The organism is Streptomyces finlayi, assembly GCF_014216315.1.
In the GTDB taxonomy this organism is placed as follows: Bacteria; Actinomycetota; Actinomycetes; order Streptomycetales; family Streptomycetaceae; genus Streptomyces; species Streptomyces finlayi_A.
This window is the reverse complement of the sequence record NZ_CP045702.1, coordinates 5,923,890-5,944,314: the sequence shown is the minus strand read 5'-3', so window position 1 is coordinate 5,944,314 and position 20,425 is coordinate 5,923,890. Positions and strand designations below refer to the sequence as shown.

19 protein-coding genes and 1 pseudogene are annotated in these 20,425 nt (G+C 69.4%); 5 read left to right on the top strand and 15 right to left on the bottom strand.

Annotation, left to right across the window (positions count from 1 at the left end; genetic code table 11):
- Nucleotides 1-69: 69 nt before the first annotated feature.
- From F0344_RS27185 to F0344_RS27175, 3 genes are read right to left on the bottom strand one after another with little or no spacing between them, the layout of a single operon-like run.
- Nucleotides 70-948, bottom strand: a complete 879-nt coding sequence (locus F0344_RS27185; RefSeq protein WP_185301263.1) for a sugar ABC transporter permease — start codon at nucleotides 946-948, stop codon at nucleotides 70-72.
- Entirely contained in the window at nucleotides 945-1,961 is a 1,017-nt protein-coding gene (locus tag F0344_RS27180) for a carbohydrate ABC transporter permease (protein ID WP_185301262.1), read from the bottom strand. Before F0344_RS27180 ends, F0344_RS27185 begins: the two co-directional genes overlap by 4 nt.
- A gap of 21 nt (nucleotides 1,962-1,982) precedes the next feature.
- On the bottom strand, nucleotides 1,983-3,254 hold the full coding sequence (locus tag F0344_RS27175) for an extracellular solute-binding protein (protein WP_185301261.1): 1,272 nt from the start codon (nucleotides 3,252-3,254) through the stop codon (nucleotides 1,983-1,985).
- 425 nt (nucleotides 3,255-3,679) lie between these two features.
- On the opposite strand from F0344_RS27175, the gene F0344_RS27170 reads away from it, so the two are divergent.
- Both F0344_RS27170 and F0344_RS27165 read left to right on the top strand, forming a co-directional pair.
- On the top strand, nucleotides 3,680-4,723 hold the full coding sequence (locus F0344_RS27170; protein ID WP_185301260.1) for a LacI family DNA-binding transcriptional regulator: 1,044 nt from the start codon (nucleotides 3,680-3,682) through the stop codon (nucleotides 4,721-4,723).
- 76 nt (nucleotides 4,724-4,799) lie between these two features.
- Entirely contained in the window at nucleotides 4,800-5,714 is a 915-nt protein-coding gene (locus tag F0344_RS27165) for a phosphatase PAP2 family protein (protein WP_185301259.1), read from the top strand.
- A gap of 75 nt (nucleotides 5,715-5,789) precedes the next feature.
- Here F0344_RS27165 and F0344_RS27160 read toward each other — a convergent pair whose 3' ends face one another.
- The 9 genes and pseudogenes from F0344_RS27160 to F0344_RS36900 all read right to left on the bottom strand — a co-directional run.
- Entirely contained in the window at nucleotides 5,790-8,783 is a 2,994-nt protein-coding gene (locus F0344_RS27160) for a bifunctional [glutamine synthetase] adenylyltransferase/[glutamine synthetase]-adenylyl-L-tyrosine phosphorylase (protein WP_185301258.1), read from the bottom strand.
- A complete protein-coding gene (locus tag F0344_RS27155) occupies nucleotides 8,780-8,953 on the bottom strand; it encodes a hypothetical protein (protein WP_185301257.1) in 174 nt (57 codons plus the stop codon). The genes F0344_RS27160 and F0344_RS27155 overlap by 4 nt, the downstream gene beginning before the upstream one ends.
- 296 nt (nucleotides 8,954-9,249) lie before the next feature.
- Complete coding sequence (locus F0344_RS27150; protein ID WP_185301256.1) at nucleotides 9,250-9,675, bottom strand: ester cyclase; 426 nt, start codon at nucleotides 9,673-9,675, stop codon at nucleotides 9,250-9,252.
- A gap of 11 nt (nucleotides 9,676-9,686) precedes the next feature.
- Nucleotides 9,687-11,096 carry an IS4 family transposase gene (locus tag F0344_RS27145; protein ID WP_185296855.1) on the bottom strand — a complete coding sequence of 470 codons (1,410 nt, stop codon included), beginning with the start codon at nucleotides 11,094-11,096 and terminating at the stop codon, nucleotides 9,687-9,689.
- A gap of 323 nt (nucleotides 11,097-11,419) precedes the next feature.
- Nucleotides 11,420-12,952, bottom strand: a complete 1,533-nt coding sequence (locus F0344_RS27140) for an MFS transporter (RefSeq protein ID WP_219732156.1) — start codon at nucleotides 12,950-12,952, stop codon at nucleotides 11,420-11,422.
- 348 nt (nucleotides 12,953-13,300) lie between these two features.
- A complete protein-coding gene (locus tag F0344_RS35200) occupies nucleotides 13,301-13,378 on the bottom strand; it encodes a hypothetical protein (protein ID WP_445585685.1) in 78 nt (25 codons plus the stop codon).
- 285 nt (nucleotides 13,379-13,663) lie between these two features.
- Nucleotides 13,664-14,455, bottom strand: a complete 792-nt coding sequence (locus F0344_RS27135; protein WP_185301255.1) for a putative protein N(5)-glutamine methyltransferase — start codon at nucleotides 14,453-14,455, stop codon at nucleotides 13,664-13,666.
- A gap of 240 nt (nucleotides 14,456-14,695) precedes the next feature.
- Nucleotides 14,696-14,926: a zinc ribbon domain-containing protein gene (locus F0344_RS36905; protein ID WP_374940169.1), complete on the bottom strand. Its 231-nt coding sequence runs from the start codon at nucleotides 14,924-14,926 to the stop codon at nucleotides 14,696-14,698.
- A gap of 116 nt (nucleotides 14,927-15,042) precedes the next feature.
- Nucleotides 15,043-15,237, bottom strand: a pseudogene (locus F0344_RS36900) (hypothetical protein); the annotation flags it as partial.
- Between F0344_RS36900 and F0344_RS36165 the strand changes: the two are divergent.
- The gene (locus F0344_RS36165; RefSeq protein WP_258050139.1) at nucleotides 15,181-15,369 is read left to right on the top strand and encodes a hypothetical protein; all 189 of its coding nucleotides are present in this window, start codon (nucleotides 15,181-15,183) and stop codon (nucleotides 15,367-15,369) included. The pseudogene F0344_RS36900 and the gene F0344_RS36165 sit on opposite strands and share 57 nt — an antisense overlap.
- A gap of 62 nt (nucleotides 15,370-15,431) precedes the next feature.
- On the opposite strand, the gene F0344_RS27120 is transcribed toward F0344_RS36165, so the two are convergent.
- From F0344_RS27120 to F0344_RS27110, 3 genes are all read right to left on the bottom strand, one after another.
- Nucleotides 15,432-15,641, bottom strand: a complete 210-nt coding sequence (locus F0344_RS27120) for a hypothetical protein (RefSeq protein ID WP_185301254.1) — start codon at nucleotides 15,639-15,641, stop codon at nucleotides 15,432-15,434.
- 26 nt (nucleotides 15,642-15,667) lie between these two features.
- Nucleotides 15,668-16,108, bottom strand: a complete 441-nt coding sequence (locus F0344_RS27115) for a hypothetical protein (protein ID WP_258050138.1) — start codon at nucleotides 16,106-16,108, stop codon at nucleotides 15,668-15,670.
- Nucleotides 16,109-16,288: 180 nt separating this feature from the next.
- Nucleotides 16,289-16,621 (bottom strand): hypothetical protein, encoded by a 333-nt coding sequence (locus F0344_RS27110; RefSeq protein ID WP_185301253.1) that lies wholly within the window; start codon nucleotides 16,619-16,621, stop codon nucleotides 16,289-16,291.
- Nucleotides 16,622-16,829: 208 nt separating this feature from the next.
- On the opposite strand from F0344_RS27110, the gene F0344_RS27105 reads away from it, so the two are divergent.
- Complete coding sequence (locus F0344_RS27105) at nucleotides 16,830-18,341, top strand: hypothetical protein (RefSeq protein WP_185301252.1); 1,512 nt, start codon at nucleotides 16,830-16,832, stop codon at nucleotides 18,339-18,341.
- Nucleotides 18,342-18,903: 562 nt separating this feature from the next.
- A complete protein-coding gene (locus tag F0344_RS27100) occupies nucleotides 18,904-20,301 on the top strand; it encodes a hypothetical protein (RefSeq protein ID WP_185301251.1) in 1,398 nt (465 codons plus the stop codon).
- Nucleotides 20,302-20,425: the final 124 nt, after the last annotated feature.

Here is a 20,425-nt window from a genome sequence, read left to right as displayed (position 1 = left end):
CGGCGCCGCTGTGACTGGTGCGATCGGTCGTACGGTCGGGCGTGGGGGCAGAGCCTGTCGGGTTGCCCCTCAGCCCTTGACGGCTCCGGCGGACATGCCGGTCACCAGGTGGCGCTGCGCGAAGAGGAAGACGAGCGCCGCCGGTATCGCGATGAGTACGGAGGCGGCGGTCATCGGACCCCACTGGGCGCCGTACTGGTTGACGAACTTCTGGAGTCCGCCGGCGAGCGTGAGGTTCTCGTCGCCGACCATGAAGGCGGAGGCGTACGCCACTTCGCCCCAGGCGGTGATGAAGGAGTAGAACGCGGTGACGGCGAGCCCTGGCTTGGCGAGCGGCAGGATGAGCCGCCAGAACGTGCCGAAGGGGGTGAGGCCGTCGACCTGTCCCGACTCGTCGATCTCACGCGGGATGGTGTCGAAGAAGCCCTTCATCATCCAGGCGCAGAACGGCACCGAGATGGTGAGGTAGGTGATCACGAGACCGGCGGGCTGATTGAGCAGGCCGATGTTCGACATGATGTTGTAGATCGGCACGATGAGGACGGCGACCGGGAACATCTGGGTGATCAGCAGCGTCCACATCAGCCCGCGCTTGCCGGGGAAGCGGAAGCGGCTGACGGCGTAGCCCGTGGTCGCGGAGACGAAGACACCGATGACGGTGGAGAGCCCCGCGATGATCACGGAGTTGCCGAACCAGCTCAGGAACTCGGTGTCCTTGATCAGGTTCGTGTAGTTGACGAACGTCGTCTCCCGGAAGAAGTCCGTCGTCGTCGCGAACTTGGCGGGCTTCAGGGAGGTCAGCAGGACCCAGAGCACCGGGAAGACCGCGATGACGGACGCGATGATCAGGGTGAGGTGCAGACCCGTGGAGGCGAGCGGGGAGCGGTCGCCGCGCCGGCGCGGCTTGCGGACGGCGTGCCGTCCGGAGGGTTCCGTGATGGTGGTCACCAGTTGTCTCCCTGCGTGCGGAGCACTCGCCGGTAGACCACGGCGAAGAGCATCAGGAGTACGAGGATCAGCACGCCCCAGGTGGAGGACTGCGCGAAGTCTCGCGGGCTGATCTCGAAGGAGAATTTGTACGCCTGGGTGACCAGGATCTGGGTGGCTTCGCCGGGTCCGCCGCGGGTGAGCAGGAAGATGACCGGGAACATGTTGAAGGTCCAGATGGTGGAGAGCAGAATCACCGTGGTGGAGACCGGGCGCAGACCGGGGAGCGTGATGTGGCGGAACCGCTGCCAGGCGGTGGCGCCGTCCATCTCGGCCGCCTCGTACTGCTCCGCCGGTATGGACTGCAGTCCGCCGAGCAGGGCGACCATCATGAAGGGGATGCCGAGCCAGACGTTGACGGCGATGACGGAGAACTTGGCCCAGGTGGGGTCGTTGAGCCACGGGATGCCGTCGATGCCCGCGCCGCCGAGGATCTTGTTGAGCAGCCCGCGGTCCTCGTTGTAGAGGAAGCGCCAGGCGAAGACCGAGACGAAGCCGGGGATCGCCCAGGGCAGGATGAGTGCCATCCGGTAGGCGGAGCGCCCGGCGAACCGGCGGTTGAGCATGTTGGCGAGGCCCATGCCCAGCGAGAACGTGATGGCCACGCAGGAGACCGTCCACACCAGCGTCCAGCCGAGCGTGCCGAGGAACTGGGTACCCGTCAGCGCGTCCACGTAGTTGTCCACACCCACGAACTCGTAGGTGGCGGGCATCTCGTTGACGCCGATGGACCGGGCGACGTTGCGCTCGTTGGCGTCCGTCAGCGACAGCCAGATGCCGCGGACCAGCGGATAGCCGATGATCACGCCGATCACGAGGACGACGGGGGCGACCATCGTCCAGGCGTACCAGTGGACCGACAGAGCCCGCCGGAGCCTGCTCGGCGGCGGGGGGTTACCAGTACCGCGGCTCCGGCCGCGGGCGACATCGTCGCCCGCGGCCTTCGCCACCGACTGGCTGGTGTGGACAGCCATCAGCCGGCCTGCCTTCCTGGGTTACTTCCAGCCCTTGAGGAGCTTGCGGTAGGAGTCACCGGTGGCCGATGCGGCCTTCTCCGGCGTGGTCTGGTCGGTGAGGACCTTGGTGTACTCGGTGACGAGCGGCGCGAAGAGGCTGCCGGTCTCCGGGATCCAGGGGCGCTCGACGGCGGTCTCGACGACCGGCTTGAAGAAGCCGACGATCTCGCTGTCCACGGCCTGCTGCTTGGCGTACGCGGAGGTGCGCGTCGGCAGCAGGTTCAGCTCGCCGGCGGTCTGCGCCTGGGTCTCCACGGACGTCATGTACTCGACGAAGGCGTAGGAGGCGTCGAGGTTCTTGGAGCCCGCGTAGACGGCGAGGTTGTGACCGCCCTGCGGGGCACCCTGACCCGCGGAGCCGGCCGGGACCGGGGCGATGCCCAGGTTCGTCTTGTCCTTGAACTCATTGCCGGCGAGCGTGTCGGCCACTGCCCACGGGCCGTTGATCATCATGGCGACCTTGCCGTCCTTGAACGACGACTGCATGTTCTCCCAGCCGTCGGTGGCGTCGGTCTTCGCGGCACCGGAGTCCACGAGGTCCTTGACGACCTTGAACGCCTTGACGCCCTCGGGCTTGTCGACGGTGACGGTCTTGTCGGACGCGTTGACCAGGTCGCCGCCCTCGCCGTACAGGAAGGAGAGGAACCAGTACGCGTCGTCGCCGCGCAGGTAGAGGCCGGTCTTGCCGGTCTTGTCCTTGATCGTCTTCGAGACGGTCTTCACGTCGTCGATCGACGCCGGGACCTCGACACCGGCGTCCTTGAAGATCTTCTTGTTGTAGAAGATGCCCATGGAGTCGATGACCTGCGGGACCGCGTACGTCTTGTCCTTGTACTTGGTGGACGCGGCGGCCTGCTTGAGGAAGTCGCTCTCGTCCTTCAGCGCCGCGGTGCCGTCGAGCGGGGCGAGGTAGCCGAGGTCGGCGAACTCGGGGGTCCAGGCGACCTCGGAGCGGATCACGTCGGGGGCGCCGCCGCCGGCCTGCGCGGCGTTCTTGAACTTGTTCTGCGCCTCACCGAACGGCACGTTGACGTACTTGACGTCGACCTTCGGGTGCTTCTTCGTGAAGCCCTCGGCGAGCTTCTTGAAGACCTTGTCCTCACTGCCGACGGTGGAGGTGTCCCACCACGTCACCGTGCCGGAGAGCTCTCCCGAGCTCTTGCTGCCCTCGGTCTTCTCGTCGCTGCCGCAGGCGGTCGCCGCGAGCGCCAGGGCCGCAACCAGGGCGGTGGCCGTTATGCCACGTCGCATCTGAACTCCTTCAACTGCCGTACCGCTCCGTCGCGGCGCCGGGTCGTCGAGAACGTAACAAGGATGAAAGACGACCGAAAGACCTTGCGGAAGATTTCCGCAAGCTCTGGCGATCGTTACATCCGCGTGTCCTCAAGGTTGCCATCGGGACTCTTGACGGGAGCGTCTTACCCCTACACATCGCAGGCCACACACGGTATATCCGTAGTGCGACCATCTGACTGCGGTCAGCGAACGGCCCCCGCAAGCCCTTGCAAGATGTTGCGACGGGGAGGTCTGGAACAAGCCGGGACGGTGCGGCAACGAGCCGGGGCAGCGGCGGCAACGAGCCGGGAATCCTTGATCTCCGCGGCCCGGAGCAGCCCGCATGGCCGATTTCCGCACACGGTGGGCAATCCGACACGGGCCCGGTACAGTCCCCTTTCATGACCGCACGGCTTGCCGATATCGCAACTCAGGCGGGGGTCAGCGAAGCTACGGTCAGCCGCGTACTGAACGGCAAACCCGGCGTTGCCGCTGCCACCCGCGAATCCGTCCTCGCAGCGCTCGACGTGCTGGGCTACGAGCGCCCGGTACGCCTGCGCAGGCGCAGCGCGGGCCTCGTCGGCCTCATCACGCCCGAGCTGGAGAACCCGATCTTCCCGGCGCTGGCCCAGGTCATCGGCCAGGCGCTGACACGGCAGGGATACACCCCGGTGCTGGCGACCCAGACTCCCGGCGGTTCCACCGAGGACGAACTCACCGAAATGCTCGTCGACCGGGGCGTCTCGGGCATCATCTTCGTCTCGGGGCTGCACGCCGACACCTCCGCCGACATGCAGCGCTACGAACAACTGCGCGCCCAGGGTGTCCCCTTCGTCCTGGTCAACGGTTTCTCGCCCAAGGTGCAGGCACCGTTCATCTCTCCCGACGACCGCGCCGCGATGCGGCTCGCGGTCACGCACCTCATCTCGCTGGGCCACCAGCGGATCGGCCTGGCGGTCGGCCCCAAGCGCTTCGTCCCGGTGCTCCGCAAGATCGAGGGCTTCCACGCCACGATGCGCGAGCAGCTCGGCCTCGGCGTGGACGAGGTGGAGGAGTTGATCCAGCACTCCCTGTACACGCTGGAGGGCGGCCAGGCGGCCGCCTCGGCGCTGATGGAGCGAGGCTGCACGGCGGTGGTGTGCGCGAGCGACATGATGGCGCTCGGCGCGATCCGCGCGGCCCGTCGGCTGTCGCTTGAAGTGCCGCGCGATCTGTCGGTCGTGGGCTACGACGATTCGCCGCTGATAGCGTTCACCGATCCGCCGCTGACCACGGTCCGGCAGCCGGTGACGGCGATGGGCCAGGCCGCGGTACGCACGCTGCTGGAAGAGATCGGCGGGACCCCGGCCCCGCACAGTGAGTTCGTGTTCATGCCTGAGCTGGTGGTTCGCGGCTCGACGGCCTCCGGCCCCGGGCCGGATTCCGGCATTTCCCCCCGTTCGTAAGGTGCAGGGCGTGCAACCGGAGCCCGACCGGAGGATGATCGGGGAGTGTGGGACGTATCTGGCAGACTCTGCGCCTATGGGTGAATCGCAAGTGAAGACACAGGAAGGCCGGACGACGGCCGCTGCGGCACCCATGGCGGCCGAGGCAGCCCCCGAACCGAAGCCGTCCGGCGCGTCGGCGAGATTCCGGTCGCTGCGCTCGCCTCGTCGGCCACGGCTGTGGTTCGAGATCCTGCTGATCGCGGTCAGTTACTGGCTGTACTCCCTTGTGCGCAACTCCGTCCCCGAACAGCGGGCCGCCGCCCTGCGCAACGCCGACTGGATCTGGTCGGCGGAGAAGGCCATGGGCCTCGCGTTCGAGGAAACGGTCAACCGCGGCGTCAACTCGGTGACATGGCTGATCGTGTCGATGAACTACTACTACGCGACGCTGCACTTCATCGTCACCATCGGTGTGCTCGTCTGGCTGTTCCGCCGGCATCCTGGCCGCTACTCCGCGACCAGACTGGTCCTCTTCGCGACCACGGGTGTGGCTCTGCTCGGTTACTACCTGTATCCGCTCGCACCGCCCCGCCTGATGAACGGCGGGAACTTCATCGACACCGTGCTGCTGCACCAGACCTGGGGCTCGATGGCTTCGGGCGACTTCAAGAACATGTCGAACCAGTACGCGGCGATGCCGTCGATGCACATCGGCTGGTCGCTGTGGTGCGGTCTGACCATTTTCGCGCTGGCCTCGGCACCCTGGGGGCGCATCCTGGGGCTGCTCTACCCGACGGCCACCCTGGTCGTGATCGTCGCGACGGCCAACCACTTCTGGCTCGACGCGGTGGGCGGCATCGCCTGCCTGAGCTTCGGTTACGCACTGTCGTTCGCCTGGTACGGCTCGCTGCCGCACCGCCTTTCGAAGCTGGTTCCCACCGGCCGGGGACGGCTGGGAGCCCTGTCCCCGGCGGCGGCGACGGCACGAACCGGCTCGTCCCGCGTCTGAGGACGAGGACGATCCGATACCGGCCCACAGGGTCGAGCCCGGACGCGGTCAGGTCGGCCCGAGCGGCCCAGCCCCTCACACCGCCCCGTAGAACCGCTCCTCCATCACCGCCCGGGCCCGCCGCGTAATCCGCCGGTAGTCGTCCAGCATGTCGCCGACGTGCCCCGGCTCGTACCCCAGGTACCGCCCCACAGCCGTGAGCTCGCGCGGGTTCGACGGGAACGTGTCTCCCGGCCGTCCCCGCACCAGCATCACGGCGTTGCGCACCCGCGTCGCCAGCACCCATGCCTCGTCCAGGGTCTGCGCTTCCTCGGCCGGAATGAGTCCGGCCGCACAGGCCGCGGCGAGTGCCTCCCTCGTACGCGTCGTCCGCAGCCCCGGCTCGACCCAGCCGTGCTGCAACTGCATGAGCTGAACGGTCCATTCGACGTCACTGAGCCCGCCGCGCCCCAGTTTCGCGTGCAGCGTCGGATCGGCGCCGCGCGGCATGCGCTCGGACTCCATCCGGGCCTTGAGCCGGCGGATCTCGCGGACCGCGTCGTCCCCCAGCCCCTCCATCGGATACCGAAGCGGATCGATCAGATCAATGAACTCGCGCCCCAGCTCCTCGTCGCCCGCGACCGGCTCGGCCCGCAACAGCGCCTGGCTCTCCCAGATCAGCGCCCACCGCCGGTAGTACGCCCCGTACGACTTGAGTGTCCGCACCATCGGGCCGCTCTTGCCCTCCGGCCGCAGATCGGCGTCGATCAGCAGCGGCGGATCCGCAGTGGGCAGTTGGAGCAGCCTGCGCATCTCCGACACGACCGTGTTGGCGGCCCGGGACGCCTCCTGGTCGCTCACCCCCTCCCGCGGCTCATGGACGAACAGCACGTCCGCGTCGGAGCCGTACCCCAGCTCGTGCCCCCCGAAGCGGCCCATCCCGATCACCGCGAACCGGGTCGGGAGGGTGTCTCCCCAGCGCTCCCGTACGGCGGCCCGCAGCGCGCCCGACAAAGTGGCGGCGTTCAGGTCGGAGACCGCGGAGCCGACCCGGTCGACGAGTGCGCCCAGGTCCTGTTCGGCGGGGCTCTCCTCCGTTCCGTACGAGCGGATGATGTCGGCCGCAGTCGTCCGGAACAGCTCCCGGCGCCGTATGCCACGCACCGCCGCGACCGCGGACTCGGCACCGTCGGCCCGCCCCACCGCGGCCAGCACCTCCTGCTCCAGGTGTTCCCTGGTGCGCGGCTTCAGGCCCTCTGGATCGCCGAGGATCGCCACGGCCTCCGGGGCGCGCAGCAGCAGGTCGGGAGCGAGGCGCCCGGCGGACAGGACACGGGCGAGGTTCTCCGCCGCCGCCCCCTCGTCGCGCAGGAGCCGCAGGTACCAGGGCGTCTTGCCCAGCGCGTCCGAGACCTTGCGGAAGCCGAGGAGTCCGGCGTCCGGGTCGGCGGAGTCCGCGAACCAGCCGAGCAGCACCGGCAGCAGCGTGCGCTGGATGGCGGCCTTGCGGGAGACCCCGGACGACAGCGCCTCCAGATGCCGCAGGGCCGCTGCCGGGTCCGCGTAGCCGAGGGCTTCCAGCCGGATTCCGGCGGCCTTGGCACTGAGCCGGGACTCGCCGGGGGCCAGCTGGGCGACAGCGTCCAGCAAAGGCCGGTAGAAGAGCTTCTCGTGCAGCCGGCGCACGACGGACGCGTGGCGCTTCCACGCCTTGTTGAGTTCGGCGACCGGGTCCGTACGCATCCCGAGGGACCGGCCGAGCCGGCGCAGGTCCGCCTCGCCCTCGGGCACGAGGTGGGTGCGGCGCAGCCGGTAGAGCTGGATGCGGTGCTCCATGGCACGCAGGAAGCGGTACGCCTCGTCGAAGTGCGCGGCGTCGACGCGCCCCACGTAGCCGCCTTCGGCGAGCGCCCGCAGCGCCTCCAGCGTGGATCCGCTGTGCAGACTCGCGTCGCTGCGGCCGTGTACGAGCTGGAGCAGCTGGACGGCGAACTCGACGTCACGCAGCCCGCCCGGTCCCAGCTTCAGTTCGCGGTCGACGCGGTCCACCGGAATGGTCTCGACGACACGGCGGCGCATCTTCTGCACGTCGGCGACGAAGTTGTCCCGTTCGGCTGCCTGCCACACCAGCGGAGAGACCGCCTCGACGTACTCGGCGCCCAGCTCGGGGTCACCGGCGACCGGCCGGGCCTTCAGCAGTGCCTGGAACTCCCAGGTCTTGGCCCAGCGCTGGTAGTACGCGAGGTGGGAGGAGAGAGTCCGGACGAGGGGGCCGTTGCGCCCCTCGGGGCGGAGGTTGGCGTCGACCGGCCAGATGGTGCCCTCGCCCGTCGTGTCGGAGCAGATCCGCATCATGTGGGCGGCCAGCCTGGTGGCGGCGGGCACCGCCATGCTCTCCTCGACCCCGTCGGCGGGCTCCGCCACGAAGATCACGTCGACGTCGGAGACGTAGTTCAGTTCGTGGCCGCCGCACTTGCCCATCGCGATGACGGCGACCCGGCAGAGGGCGGCGTCGGCGGGCGTGGCCGTACGGGCGATGGCGAGCGCCGCCCGGAGCGTGGCCGTCGCCAGGTCGGCCAGCTCGGCGGCGGTCTCGGCGACATCGATGGTGCCGCAGACGTCCCGGGCCGCTATGGCCAGCAGGCAGCGACGGTAGGAGATGCGCAGCGTGTCCGGATCCACGGCGTCGGCGAGCCCCCGCTCGAATTCGGCCACGCCCGGGTGCAGGTCGGTGGCCTCGTACGTGACGAGTGCCCGCCAGTCGCGCGGGTGGCGCGCCAGGTGGTCCCCGAGCGCCTCCGAGGCACCGAGCACGCCGAGGAGCCGGTCCCGGAGGGGCTTGGCGGTGACCAGCGTGTCCAGCAGCCTCTGCCGCTCGTCGGCCTCCTCGGCCTCGACCACCCGGACGAGGCTCCGCAGTGCCAGATCGGGGTCGGCGGTCGCGCCGAGCGCTTCGAGCAGGACCGGATCGGACCGTACGGAGGAGAGGGCACCCAGCTCCAGGAGCCGTTCGGCTGCGGAGGGATCGGTGAAACCGTGCCGTAGCAGACGGGTGAACGTACTGCTACTGCGCCCCGGCACCGTCGTCATTCCACGCTCTCCTGCCCGCTGACCTTCATGGACCCGCAGGTCGAGCCTAGCCGGGCACCGATGAATCCGGAGCGGCGACGGAGTCCGCACTTCGGAGGCAGGAGCTTCGGAAGCAGGAGCTTCGGAGGCAGGAGCTTCGGAAGCACGATGAGGAACAGGAGGACCGCCATGTCCGGGACCATTCCCGAGACCATGTCCGAGAGGGACCCGGTCACCGAGCTGGACGCCCGCAGGCTCGGCCCCGAAAGCGGTCCTGGTGCCCGTCGAGGCGGGCAGCCGCGCTCACCTGGGCCGTCGCCGGTCTGCTCAGATCCCATGCGCGCCTGACGGTCACCTCGCGACCTGCACTGAAGCGGGCGGTGTGGCGCCGAGACTACGCGGCGGGAGGTGCACTACCTGATCAGGTGGTCGCCCCCCTTGGCTTCTCGATCTCGGTCGGGGGCCCTCGGTAGGGGGCCTTTTCCGGTCAGCCCCGCAGCTGCTCGGCCAGACCCAGCTGGCTCATGATGGCGCCGGTGTCCAGATAGGCGCGGCCCTCCTGGATCTTGCCGTCCTTGACCTCGTAGATGTCGCACGCGTGCACCGTGACGCGATGCCCCGTGGCGGGCACGGTGCCCGCATGCAGGACCAGGTCGCCGGTCTGGGTCCCGCTGCCCGTGTACTCGACGACCACCGTCTCCCCCTGGGACGTGATGTGGTCGAGGGTGAACGTGCCGTCGGGCATCGCCTCGAACATGGCCTTCGCAAGCTGAGTGAACCCCTCCGGACCCTTCAGTGTCCTTCCGCTGCCCTGCTCGACGAGGGTGCAGTCCGGAGCGACGGACTCGGCGATGGAGTCGTAGTCCCTGTCGTTCCACGCCCTGAAGAGATCGCGGACGAACGTTTCGGTCAACACCGTTGCGTTTACGTCCGCGAGCGGCTCGCAAGTCCGTGCTCGAAGAACGTGACAGTGGTGTGGACGGTGTAGTTCTGGCTGGTCGTGGGGTGTTGTCCGGCGTTCGGGCCGTACTTGCTGGTGGGGTTCTTTCGGGTGCGGGCCTTGACGCGGTGCCGGTGGCGGGCGGGGTGCAGGGCGTCGAGGACGGCCCGGCCGATGGTGCCGACGAGGTCGGCGGGTCCCGTCGGGGGCAGGATCGCGGTCGCGGTGGTCACGGTGTCGCCGGCGGTGGTCTGCAGGACGGTGAAGCTGATGCGGTCCATGTCCAGGCCGGGCCGGGTGCAGGCGGTGTCGGAAGCGGCACGGATCAGGGCCTGGTAGGTGGTGAGCAGGGCGTAGACCTCCTGGTCGAGGCCGGTCAGGCTGCGGGAGCGCAGGACACGGCCGTCCAGCATCGTTGCCTTGATCGAGAAGTACGTCGTCTCCGACTGCCACCGCTCGTGGTAGAGATCCACGAGCCTGGCAGCTGGGTGGGCGGCCGGGTCGAGGAGAGTGGTGAGCAGGCGCCACTGCTCGGTGCGGACGGTGCCATCGGCCAGGGTCACGGTGACGGACGCCTCGATGACGCGGACGGTCAGCATGACGGGCAGGACGCCGTAGCCGATCCGGGCCAGGTAGGAGCCGTCGTCCAGGTGCCGGAAGGGGGTGGGTATGCGGCGGGCGGAGGAGCGCACCAGGAACTGGGCGCCGGTGGCCTGGACGTCCCGGGCGAACTCGTTCGCGTCGAAGCCGGCATCGGCCAGCAGGAGCATCGTGCGGTCCAGCACACTCAACAGGCGTCCCGCGTAGGTGAGTTCGCCGTCACTCTCGGGGCCGAACGCGGCGGCCAGCACGGCACGGGTGCCACACTCGACCAGGACCACGAGTCGTAGCAGCGGGTAGCCGAACTCCACGCTCTCGCCCGCCCGCTTGGGATAGCGCCAGGTGAGCGCCTCCTCATCGGGCACGTGCAGCAAGGTGCCGTCCACGGCCACGGTCCGAAGCCCCCGATAGAACGAGCCGGCCTGCCCGAGGTGGGCGACGGGTCCGGCGAGGATCTCGAACAGCCGCCGCAGCGGTGCCGCTCCTATCCGCCGTCGGGCCCGGGACAGCGAGGAGACCGCCGGACGCACCAACGGCAGTCCCTCCAGCCCCGCCGTCAGCTTGCCCCACACGCCCCGATAGGAACAGTCCTCGAACAGGGCCAGCGCGAGGACGAAATAGACCACCACCCGGGACGGCAGCAGCCGCAGCCGCTTCTCACGTGACCCTGTCTCATCGATCACCGCGTCCACCAGTACGAAGTCCACGATCTGGGTCAGCTCGCCCAAGTGGCCGGGCGCGTACACACCCCCGGCCGCCTCGACCGTGCGCGTGATGACAGACTTCTCCTGCAACGGGACTCCCGATGATCTTCTTGCTCGACACAAGCTGATCTATCAGGACGTCCCGTTGCGTCATTCAACAGGGCTTGACCTGCGACTCAAAACCCAAACGCAACGGCGTTGACGTTTCGGTATCAGCCATGAGAGCCTCCACTCGGGAACGTGCCTTCCCTTCCATACTGACCCGCCGCGTCCGACTGTGCAGCCCTGCGGGACAGCCAAGGCTTGTCACGAGCGTCGCGTCCATCCCTTCGAACTTCTGCGCGCCGTCTGTGGCCGGGTGGCCCGGTGGCCACGGCCTCCTGGTGGCCGGTCGGACCGGCCCGGACGGCTTCCTACCGCGTGGGCCGCGGCCGGCGGGGAATGAGCAGGTACGCCGCCACAGCCAGGGCGAGGGGCAGGAGGCTCACGACCAGCATGGTGAGCCTCAGACCGTTGGTGAAGTCCAGCCCGAGGTCCAGTCCGGACTGCCGGAGCAGGCCCGGGTCGTATCCGGTGGTGCCCGGACTGTGCGCCATCGCGCTTCGGGTGGCGTCCACGGCCTGATCGGCCTCGGTCGCCGACACTCCACGCTCCTCGGCGTCGTTGAGCCACTGCCGTTGGAAGAAGAAGTTGAGAAGCAGGAGGTAGACGGCGGGGCCGAGTGCGTAGCCGGTCATTCCGAACGCCGGCTGGACGGAGGCCACGGCGCCGGACTTCCCGGGCGGGGCGTGCGAGAGGATGGTCTCGGCCACCGCGGCGGAGGCCACCAGCGATCCGAGGTTGGTGAGCCAGGTGGCCAGTACGAGAATCCACAGTGGCATCGTCGGCTTGGCGGTGGCCGCCATCAGCAGCCCGCCCGCAACCAGCACCAGCAGGCCGGTGATGAGCACGGGCCGGGGTGTGTACTTCCCGATCAGGCTTCCGGCGAGGATGACGGCGCCGGAAATCGCCAGTGTGCCTGGCAGATACAGCAGGCCGATCGTGCTCTGTGGCAGCGACATGATCACACTGCCGAACTGCCCCAGTGCGAAACTGAAGCCCGCGACGATGAAGTTCAGCGTCAGGCTGGCCAGCGCCGCCACGGTGAACGGGCTGCTGCGGAACAGCGACAGGTCGAGGACCGGATCCGGTGTCCGGCGCTCACGGAGCACGAACAGCACGCCGGCGACCGAACTGATCACCAGCGGCAGCCATGCCTGGAGCTGGGAGATCCCGTTCTGCGCCTCGGCGATGCCGTGCACGAGGGTCAGCAGGGTAAGGCCGACGAGGCTGACGCCGACGATGTCGACTCGTCGGCGCTGCAGGGTGGGGGGCTCGGCGACGTACCGGGCCGTCAGCCCGAGTGCGATCAGCGACAGCAGTGGTGCGAGCAGGAAGAGCCACCGCCAGCCAACGGTGTCCACCACCCAGCCCCCGAGCGCGGGGGTGACCCCGCACAGCAGCATCTCGATGGCCATGAAGATGCCGATGGCTGCCGGCCGCCTCTCCGCCGGCACCGACACCTTGAGCAGGGCCAGTGACACTCCCAGGACCGCGGCCAGGGCCAGGCCGTCGAGGAGGCGCATCACCAGCAGGTACGTGTAGCCGGGGGAGAGCGCCGACAGCAGGTTGACGAGGATGTCACCGACCAGCCCCAGCATCAGCATCCGCTTGAGCCCGAAGGCGTCGCCGAGACTGCCCACGGCGAGCACGGCGGCGGCCACGACCAGCGTAGCCGCGCCTCCCAGGAACCCGACGATGTCGGGCGGCACTTGGAGCGCCCGACTGACCTGCGGCATGTTCAGGCTGAGGACCAGCGGGTCGACGGCCGTGATCGTGAAAGCCAGGGAGAGTCCCGAGATGATCGGGAGCATCGCGATGGTGGATCGCGGCTCCGTAGTCGACACAGCAGCACCTCCTGTACGTCGGCCGGCGCCGACCGCTCGATGACCGACCGTAACCGGCCTCCGATTCCGGCCCGCCCTCCCGGGCCGACGCACGTGGCCTGACACCTGTTCGAACCATCTGGACCGCACAGACCGCCCGGACCAGCGGCGCTGGTCATGCCCCCGCTCCCATCCGGTGCTCTCGACGGGCTCGACTTTCGTGCGCCGCAGTCCCTCGAGGGGCCGGTCCCGGTGGATTTGGTAGCGGGCGGCACCTCCTCGCAGTCGAGCGCGGCTGGCCGATGTCCTCGGCGCCGGCATCACCAAGGTGCCGCCGGGCAAGGACCCCCACCGGCGGGACAGGCCCGGTCAGCCGGGTGTGAAGGTCGTGACCAGGACGTCGCGGTGGGCCGGGCGCGCGGCATCGACCGGCCGGACGGGCGACACAGCGTGCAGGGTGCCGGCGGCCACGGCCAGCGGATCTGCCACTGGGCCCGCGTCGCGGTCCGGCCCACCTGGGAGGGCGGATTCGGGCACTGGGCGCTCGCCCGCACCTCATACCCCTCAGCGTCCCCGAGATCCGCCGGATGATCGGGCACGTCGTCCTCACGCCCCACTGCCAACCCAACGAGCACCGTCTCCGCTGGTCACACTTCCGCCGCCGCAGCCAAGCCCGAGCCCGCCGCTGCACTACCAACGACGGGGCCAAGACCCCCACATGTGGTTGCAGTACTAGTCCACCGGCCTGGTGCCGATGACGACGGTGGCGTACAGCTCGTCCGAGGTCATCACGCGCGGGATGAGCCCGCCGCTGCCCACCGCCTCCTCCGCCCGCGCCGCCTGCCGCTCGCTCGTCTCCACGAGCAGGCTGCCGCCCGGCGCCAGCCACCGCGGTGCCTCGGCGGCCACGCGGCGCATCACGTCGAGTCCGTCACCGCCGCCGTCGAGGGCGACGCGCGGTTCGTGGATGCGTGCTTCGGCGGGCAGCAGTTCGACATCGCCGGTCGGTACGTACGGCACGTTCGCGAGCAGGACGTCGACGCGTCCGCGCAGGGAGTCCGGCAGGGGCGCGAAGAGGTCGCCCTCGTAGACCTTTCCGAGGCCGCCGACATTGCGCCGGGCGTACCGTACGGCCGCCGGTTCGACGTCGGTGGCGTGCAGTTCGACGCCCTCCAGTGCCGCTGCCAGAGCCGCTCCGAGCGCTCCCGATCCGCAGCAGAGGTCGACGACGACGGACGGGATCGGGGTGAGTCCCACGGCCTGCTGGACGAGGAACTCGGTGCGGCGGCGGGGGACGAAGACACCGGGGCCGACGTGGACGCGCAGCCCGCAGAACTCGGCCCAGCCCAGGACGTGTTCGAGGGGAAGGCCGGCGACGCGGCGCTCCACCATGGCAGCCAGTTCGGCCGGGGTTCCGGCGGTGGCGAGGAGGAGTGCGGCCTCGTCCTCGGCGAAGACACAGCCTGCGGCGCGGAGGGTGGTGACGACCGAAGAGAGGGAAAGCGGTGACGCGGATACCGACATGAAGCGGAGCCTTTCGGGAATGCCGATGGGCGCTCCGCGATCGTCTATGTCGGGTCGACCACGCGATCGTCAGAAGGGAGCACCCAGCGTCAACTTGACCCGGCTCTGAAGGACCGGGCTTGGAGGTGGGGCGCCACTGGCTGTGGTGTGGCCTCCTCCGTCCGGACCACCTATGGGGTGGCTGGGACGCGTGACTCACGCCCCGCTGTCCACACAGCTTCGCCCTTGCGGTCGATGTTGTCACGCGAACGTTGCCTGACCGACTCGGTTCTTCCGGTCGATGTGTCCGCATGCGGAGCATTGCCGGCTGGTGTACGCCGGATCGACGTACACCAGAGGCACCCCGGCCCGGCGCGCCTTGTACTCAAGGAAGGAGCCGAGCTGGTGGAAGCTCCACGAATGCAGTTGTGTCCGCTGGTCCTTGCGGAGCCGTGCCCGGTCGCGGATGCCCGTGAGGTCTTCCAGGGCGATACCGCGGCCGGTGCGTTCAGCGGTGGTGACGATCTTCTTCGAGATGATGTGGTTGATGTTCGCGGTACAGCGCCCACGTCACCCAGGCGCAAGTCGTTCAGCGGTGCGCTCAGGTCGCCTCGCACGAGAGTGTCGGCATCGAGGTAGATCAGATACGGCCGTCGGACAAACGCGGCGGTGAACTCGAACCGCAGGTAGGTGGCGACGCTGATGTAGGAGGAGTCCGCCATCCGCGCCGTACGCAGCGGGGAGCGGTGGGCCAGGTCGAACGAGCCGAAGCCGACGCGGTGCCCCAGGTGCGAGAGGAGCACGGCCTCGGACGAAGTCAGGTCGAGGGTGAGGACGCGCAGCGCCACGTCCCGGCGGGCTCGGGGAGTGAGGCTGTCGGCGAGGGCGGTGATGGCGGCCAGGCCCGGCACGAGGTAGCGCTGGTCGAGGCATAAGCCGAATGCGTACACAGCGGGTTCGCCTTCCAGAGGCAGGGACGGGACGTCTGTAGGGGTGCTCATTGCTCGTCTCGCTGGCGTGCGAACCGGGACGTGCGGGTCTCCAGCACGTGAAGGGAGTCGGGGTCGTGGGTCTCCCACTGGTGCGCCGTGCCGCCCGACGGTCGACGCAGGACCCAGGTCCGCCCCTGCTTGATGTCGGTCACGATCGCCTGCCGTCCGGTGCCGTCCTGGACAAGATCGCCGATCTCCGCACGTGCGCGGCTCATTGGACGCTTCCGGGGATGAGGCGCCCTCATGGCGTCCAGCCGGCCGCGGCCTCGAAGAGGATCCGGCGACGGTCGTGCTGACCGGGTGTGTGGCGGGAGGGGCTGTTAGTCGCCTCGGTCAGGAATCCGCCACGGTCGCGGATGAGGACGCCGAGCGCGGCGAACTGGGCGGCGTCGTCGGCGACGTGCGTGGCTCCGGCGACGACGATTCCACGGACCAGGCCGGACGACAGGGCCCCCGTGATGGCGGACCAGCCCAACCGGGTGTCGAGGGGCACGGTGGGGTCGTCGTCGGACCAGACACCGGCGACGTGCCAGTGGCGGGCATCGGAGTAGTGACGAGCCCGACGTTCCGCCTCGCGTACTGCAGGGGGTTCGGCTGCGCAGGAGTAGTCGGCGACGGGGACGTGTCCACGGGGTGGCTCGGATTGGAGGGCACGGCGCGCAATGTCGAGCGGGTGCGCCACCACCTGAAGCGAGCGGTGGCCGATGGCCGGGCGGTCGCGACGCCAGGGGGCCTGTTCGCGCCGGTCAACACGCCGGCCGCGGTGTCCTCGCGAGGGTGAACTGGTGTAACGGTAAAGGGCCTTCTCCTAGTTGGTCGGGTTGAACCGCCTGACCGATTAGAAAGAAGACCCGGTGGAACCCTACCCGCGCACCGGCCCGCGCGCCCGGGCCAGCACCTCCACTACCTGCTCGGTGAACTCCGCCGCCGCCTCCCGCACCCCGGCCCGCCCTGCCGACACCCCAGCGCGCGGCAACGGGATCACGACAGGCCCCACCGGGCCCGCCAGCACCGGCGCGTGGAGCGCCGGCAGCTCGCCGACCACCTTGGACGCCGTGGCGACCGCCGCCAGGTCCTCCTCACACTCCGCCAGGAGCTGAGCGATACGCTCCGCCTCCCCGCGCAGCCGCTCGACCTCCCCCCGGCAGGCCGCCTCCCGGTCCCGCAACAGCCGGAGCACCTCGTCGCAGCCCATCCGAACCCACCTCTCACGTCAACTGGCCAACCAGCAACCGCAACGAGACGGGCACCCCCACAGACACCCCGAACCCCAGTTCAAATCTCACTCAGAAGGAAACGCACCCCTACCGGTACGGGGTGTGACAGCCCAAACGGTCCCGAACCTCCGCTGTAGCAACGGCCCGTGCCTGTTGACCAACGGTCTGCCCCAGCACGCTTGTGGCATGCGCCGCCCCAGCCTCGAAGCCCAGCCGTTCGCCGCCACCTACACCCGTTTGGATGAGATGGTCGGACACTTGTCCGGGCCGGTGATGATGTCGTGCACCGCGGAAGCGTTGGAGGACTACGTCACCACCGAGGGCCGGGAGTTGCTGCGTCGCATGATGCAGGACCAGCTCGACTCCCGCGCCGCCACCGAGGTCCGCCTGCCCCGGGTGACGGGTTCGGACCAGGTGGTGCGGTGCTGGGCCGAGCCCGGCCACCGCCGGCTGATGGTCTCCGCGCTGGGCCGCGTCGAGACGACCCGGATCGCCTACCGGGCCTTGAAGGCCGGGAACCTGCACCCCGCCGACGCGGTCCTGTCGCTGCCCGCGCAGGCCTACACCCGTCCCCTGCAGCGCCATGCGGTGCACGAGGCCGCCAGCGGCTCCCTGCGCCAGGCCGCGCTGAACCTGGAGCGCACCACCGGCCAGCGGATCGGCACCCGGCAGCTGATGGAGATCTGCGAAGGCGCCGCCGCCGACATCCCCGACTTTTACCAGGCCCAGCTCGACGCCCCCGGCGCCGGCCAAGGTCCCGACGTCGGCGATCTGCTGGTCCTGACCTGCGACGCAACGGGTGTCAACATGATCGAGAAGGACCTGCGCGAGCCGGTCCGCGCGGCAGCGGCCGCCCGCAGCGGCCCGCAGCCGCCGTCCGCGCAGCTCAGTTCCCGGACCCGCACCGGCAAGCGGCGCATGGCCACCGTCACCGCCGTCTACGACGCCGTCCCCGCCGGCCGACGTGCTGCCCGCCACCGCCGACCAGCGCCGCAACCGCGAGCCCGGCCCCCGGGCCACCGGCCGCGAGGTCCACGCCTCCCTGGAGCACTCCACCACCCAGATGGTCACCGCCATGTTCGACCAGGCCACCGCCCGCGACCCCGGACACCAGCGCCGCTGGGTCGTCCTGGTCGACGGAGCGAACCACCAACTCGACTGCCTGCAAAGCGAAGCCGCCACACGCGTGTCAAAATCGACATCGTCGTCGACTTTATCCACGTGCTGGAATATTTGTGGAAGGCAGCCGAGGACCTCCACCCCGCCGGGCCCGCCCGCGCGGCCTGCGTCGACGCCCTGGCCCGCACCGTCCTGCAAGGACACAGCGCCCGCGTGGTCGCCGACCTCCGCGCCCAAGCCCGCACCCGCCGCCACGACGGCCCCGCCCAACTGCCCGGACTGGACCGCGCCATCGCCTACATCGAGGCCAAGGAGCCGTTCCTGGCCTACCGCATCGCCCTGACCATGGGCTGGCCCATCGCCAGCGGCGTCATCGAGGGCTGCTGCCGCTACCTGATCAAGGACCGACTCGACATCACCGGCGCCCGATGGAGCCTGACCGGCGCCGAAGCCGTCCTCCTCCTACGCGCCGTCATCGACAACGGCGACTTCGACGCCTACTGGCACTTCCACGCCCAACGCGCCCACCAACGCGACCACACCAGCCACTACCAGCACGAATACGCCACAGCAGCCTGAACAACCCACCCGAACGCCACGAACATCAGTTCAAATCTCACTCAGACGGAAACGCACCCCCCACCGGACTGGGCGCCCGCCACGCCCACCTCGCGGCTAACGCCGCCCTCACTTGGTGCGAGCTCATGCTCGACACCCTCCGAGACCCTGCGGCACCCTGGCGCAAGGCCAGCCAGGAGCCGACGGCCCCGGCCAGCACCTGATTCCACGAGGCCGCTGTTGACGCAGCGCGTCGCGGTTCTTCGCTGCTGGCCGCGCTGGTCTGCGCGCCGGACGATCCGTGGTGGGAGGTGCGGGTGCTGCACGGCAGGCTTTACCCGGTGAAGGACTGCGCCGCGTGATTGCGGGCGGCCGCGCGGCTGTCGCGGCCCCTGTCGCGTTGGGGGCTGTCGCGCCCTGTGACCTGTGCGGATAGGCGCGTGCGAGGTCGGGGTGAGTGCGAAGTCCGGCATCAGGCCTGGGCCGGCGGCGGTGTCACGCTGGCTGGATTTCGGGTTTGTCCTGGTGTCGCCGGGTGTACGGATGACGTGTCCGTGATCACGCGGGCAACCAGGAGAGGAGCATGATGACGGTCGAGAACCGCCAGGTCGGTGAGACGGTGCCGGGCGCCGGGACACAGGCACAGGAGCCGGGCCCGGACGGGCAGCACGTGCTGACTATGCAGACCGCTTCGGGGGAGTCGGTCACCGTCCCGCTCGGCTGGACCGAGATCCCGCTGACCGACGACCTGTATTTCCCGGGGGCGCAGGTGGCGGTGGTGACGAAGTGGTGGGGCGTCGAGATCCACTTCAACACGGCGGGCTGCGAGCTGTTCGCCAAAGCCGCCCCTGCGGTCACCGCGCTGGTCGCCGAGTTCCTGCCGCTGCCGATCGCCATCGCCGCCGAAGCCACCATGGCCCTGCGCGCCGATGCCGTGGAGCGGATGAAGGACTACGGCTGCAAACTCGTCTCCCCCTGGCCCATGCCCGCCATGCTGCTGCCCATCTCGCTGGCCCCGCGTGAGGACACGAGCCTGTGGTGGACCGTCTACGGGCGGGACGACACCGGCCGGATGGCCTGGAACGCGGACGAGAAGTTCAGCGCGCATCACAGCGGCTCGAACCCGGCGCTGGCCGAGTACAACGGCAAGCTGTATCTGGTGCACCGCGGTTTCGCCAGCCCTCATGACGACCTGTGGTGGGCCGTCTACGACCCGGAGCACGGGTGGGGCGAGGACCACCGCTTCCCTGACCACATGACGGCGGCCGGACCCGCGCTGGCGGCGTTCAACGGCAAGCTGCACTGCGTGCACCGGGGAGTGGGTGACGACAAGCGGCTCTTCCACACGATGTTCAACGGCACCTCCTGGAGCACGGATGCCCCGATCGACCACATGAGCACGACGGGGCCGGCCCTCGCCGTGTTCAACGGGCGCCTGCACCTGGTCTACAAGTCCGGCAACAACAACCAGCTGTGGCACGCCACCTACGACGGCGCCGGCTGGAGCAAGGGCACCGCCCTGCCGGCGCACGAGACCTCCGCCAACCCGGCCCTGACGGTCTACGGCGGAAAGCTCCACCTGGTCCACAAGTCCGGCAACAACACCGAGCTCTGGCACGCCATCTACGACGGCGCCAGCTGGAGCAAGGACACCAGGCTGCCCGCCCACGAGAGCCTGGAAGGCCCCGCTCTCGCGGTGCTCGACAACAAGCTCTACTGCCTGCACCGCGGCTACGGCGGAAGCGACGACCAGCTGTGGTTCAGCTCCTACAACGGCAGCTCGTGGAGCACCGACCAGAGGCTCGGTGACCACCGCAGCGGAGCAGGCCCCGCAGTGGTCGCCTACCGCGACAAGAACGGAACCGAGAACCAGCTCCTCGTCGTCCACCGCGGCTACGGCGCGAGGGCGGCCGGCACCGACACCGCCGAGATGGAAGCCAGGATCGCCCAAGAAGAAGCAACCCCCACCACCTCCGCCTGACCAAGAACACCGCCGTCGCAAGGCGATGACGGCCCAAAGCCGATGGCTCCCGGTGGCCGCCTACACGGGCGGCCACCGTGGAACCCCGAAGCAGCTGCGCCTGCATGTACCCACCGACAAGCAG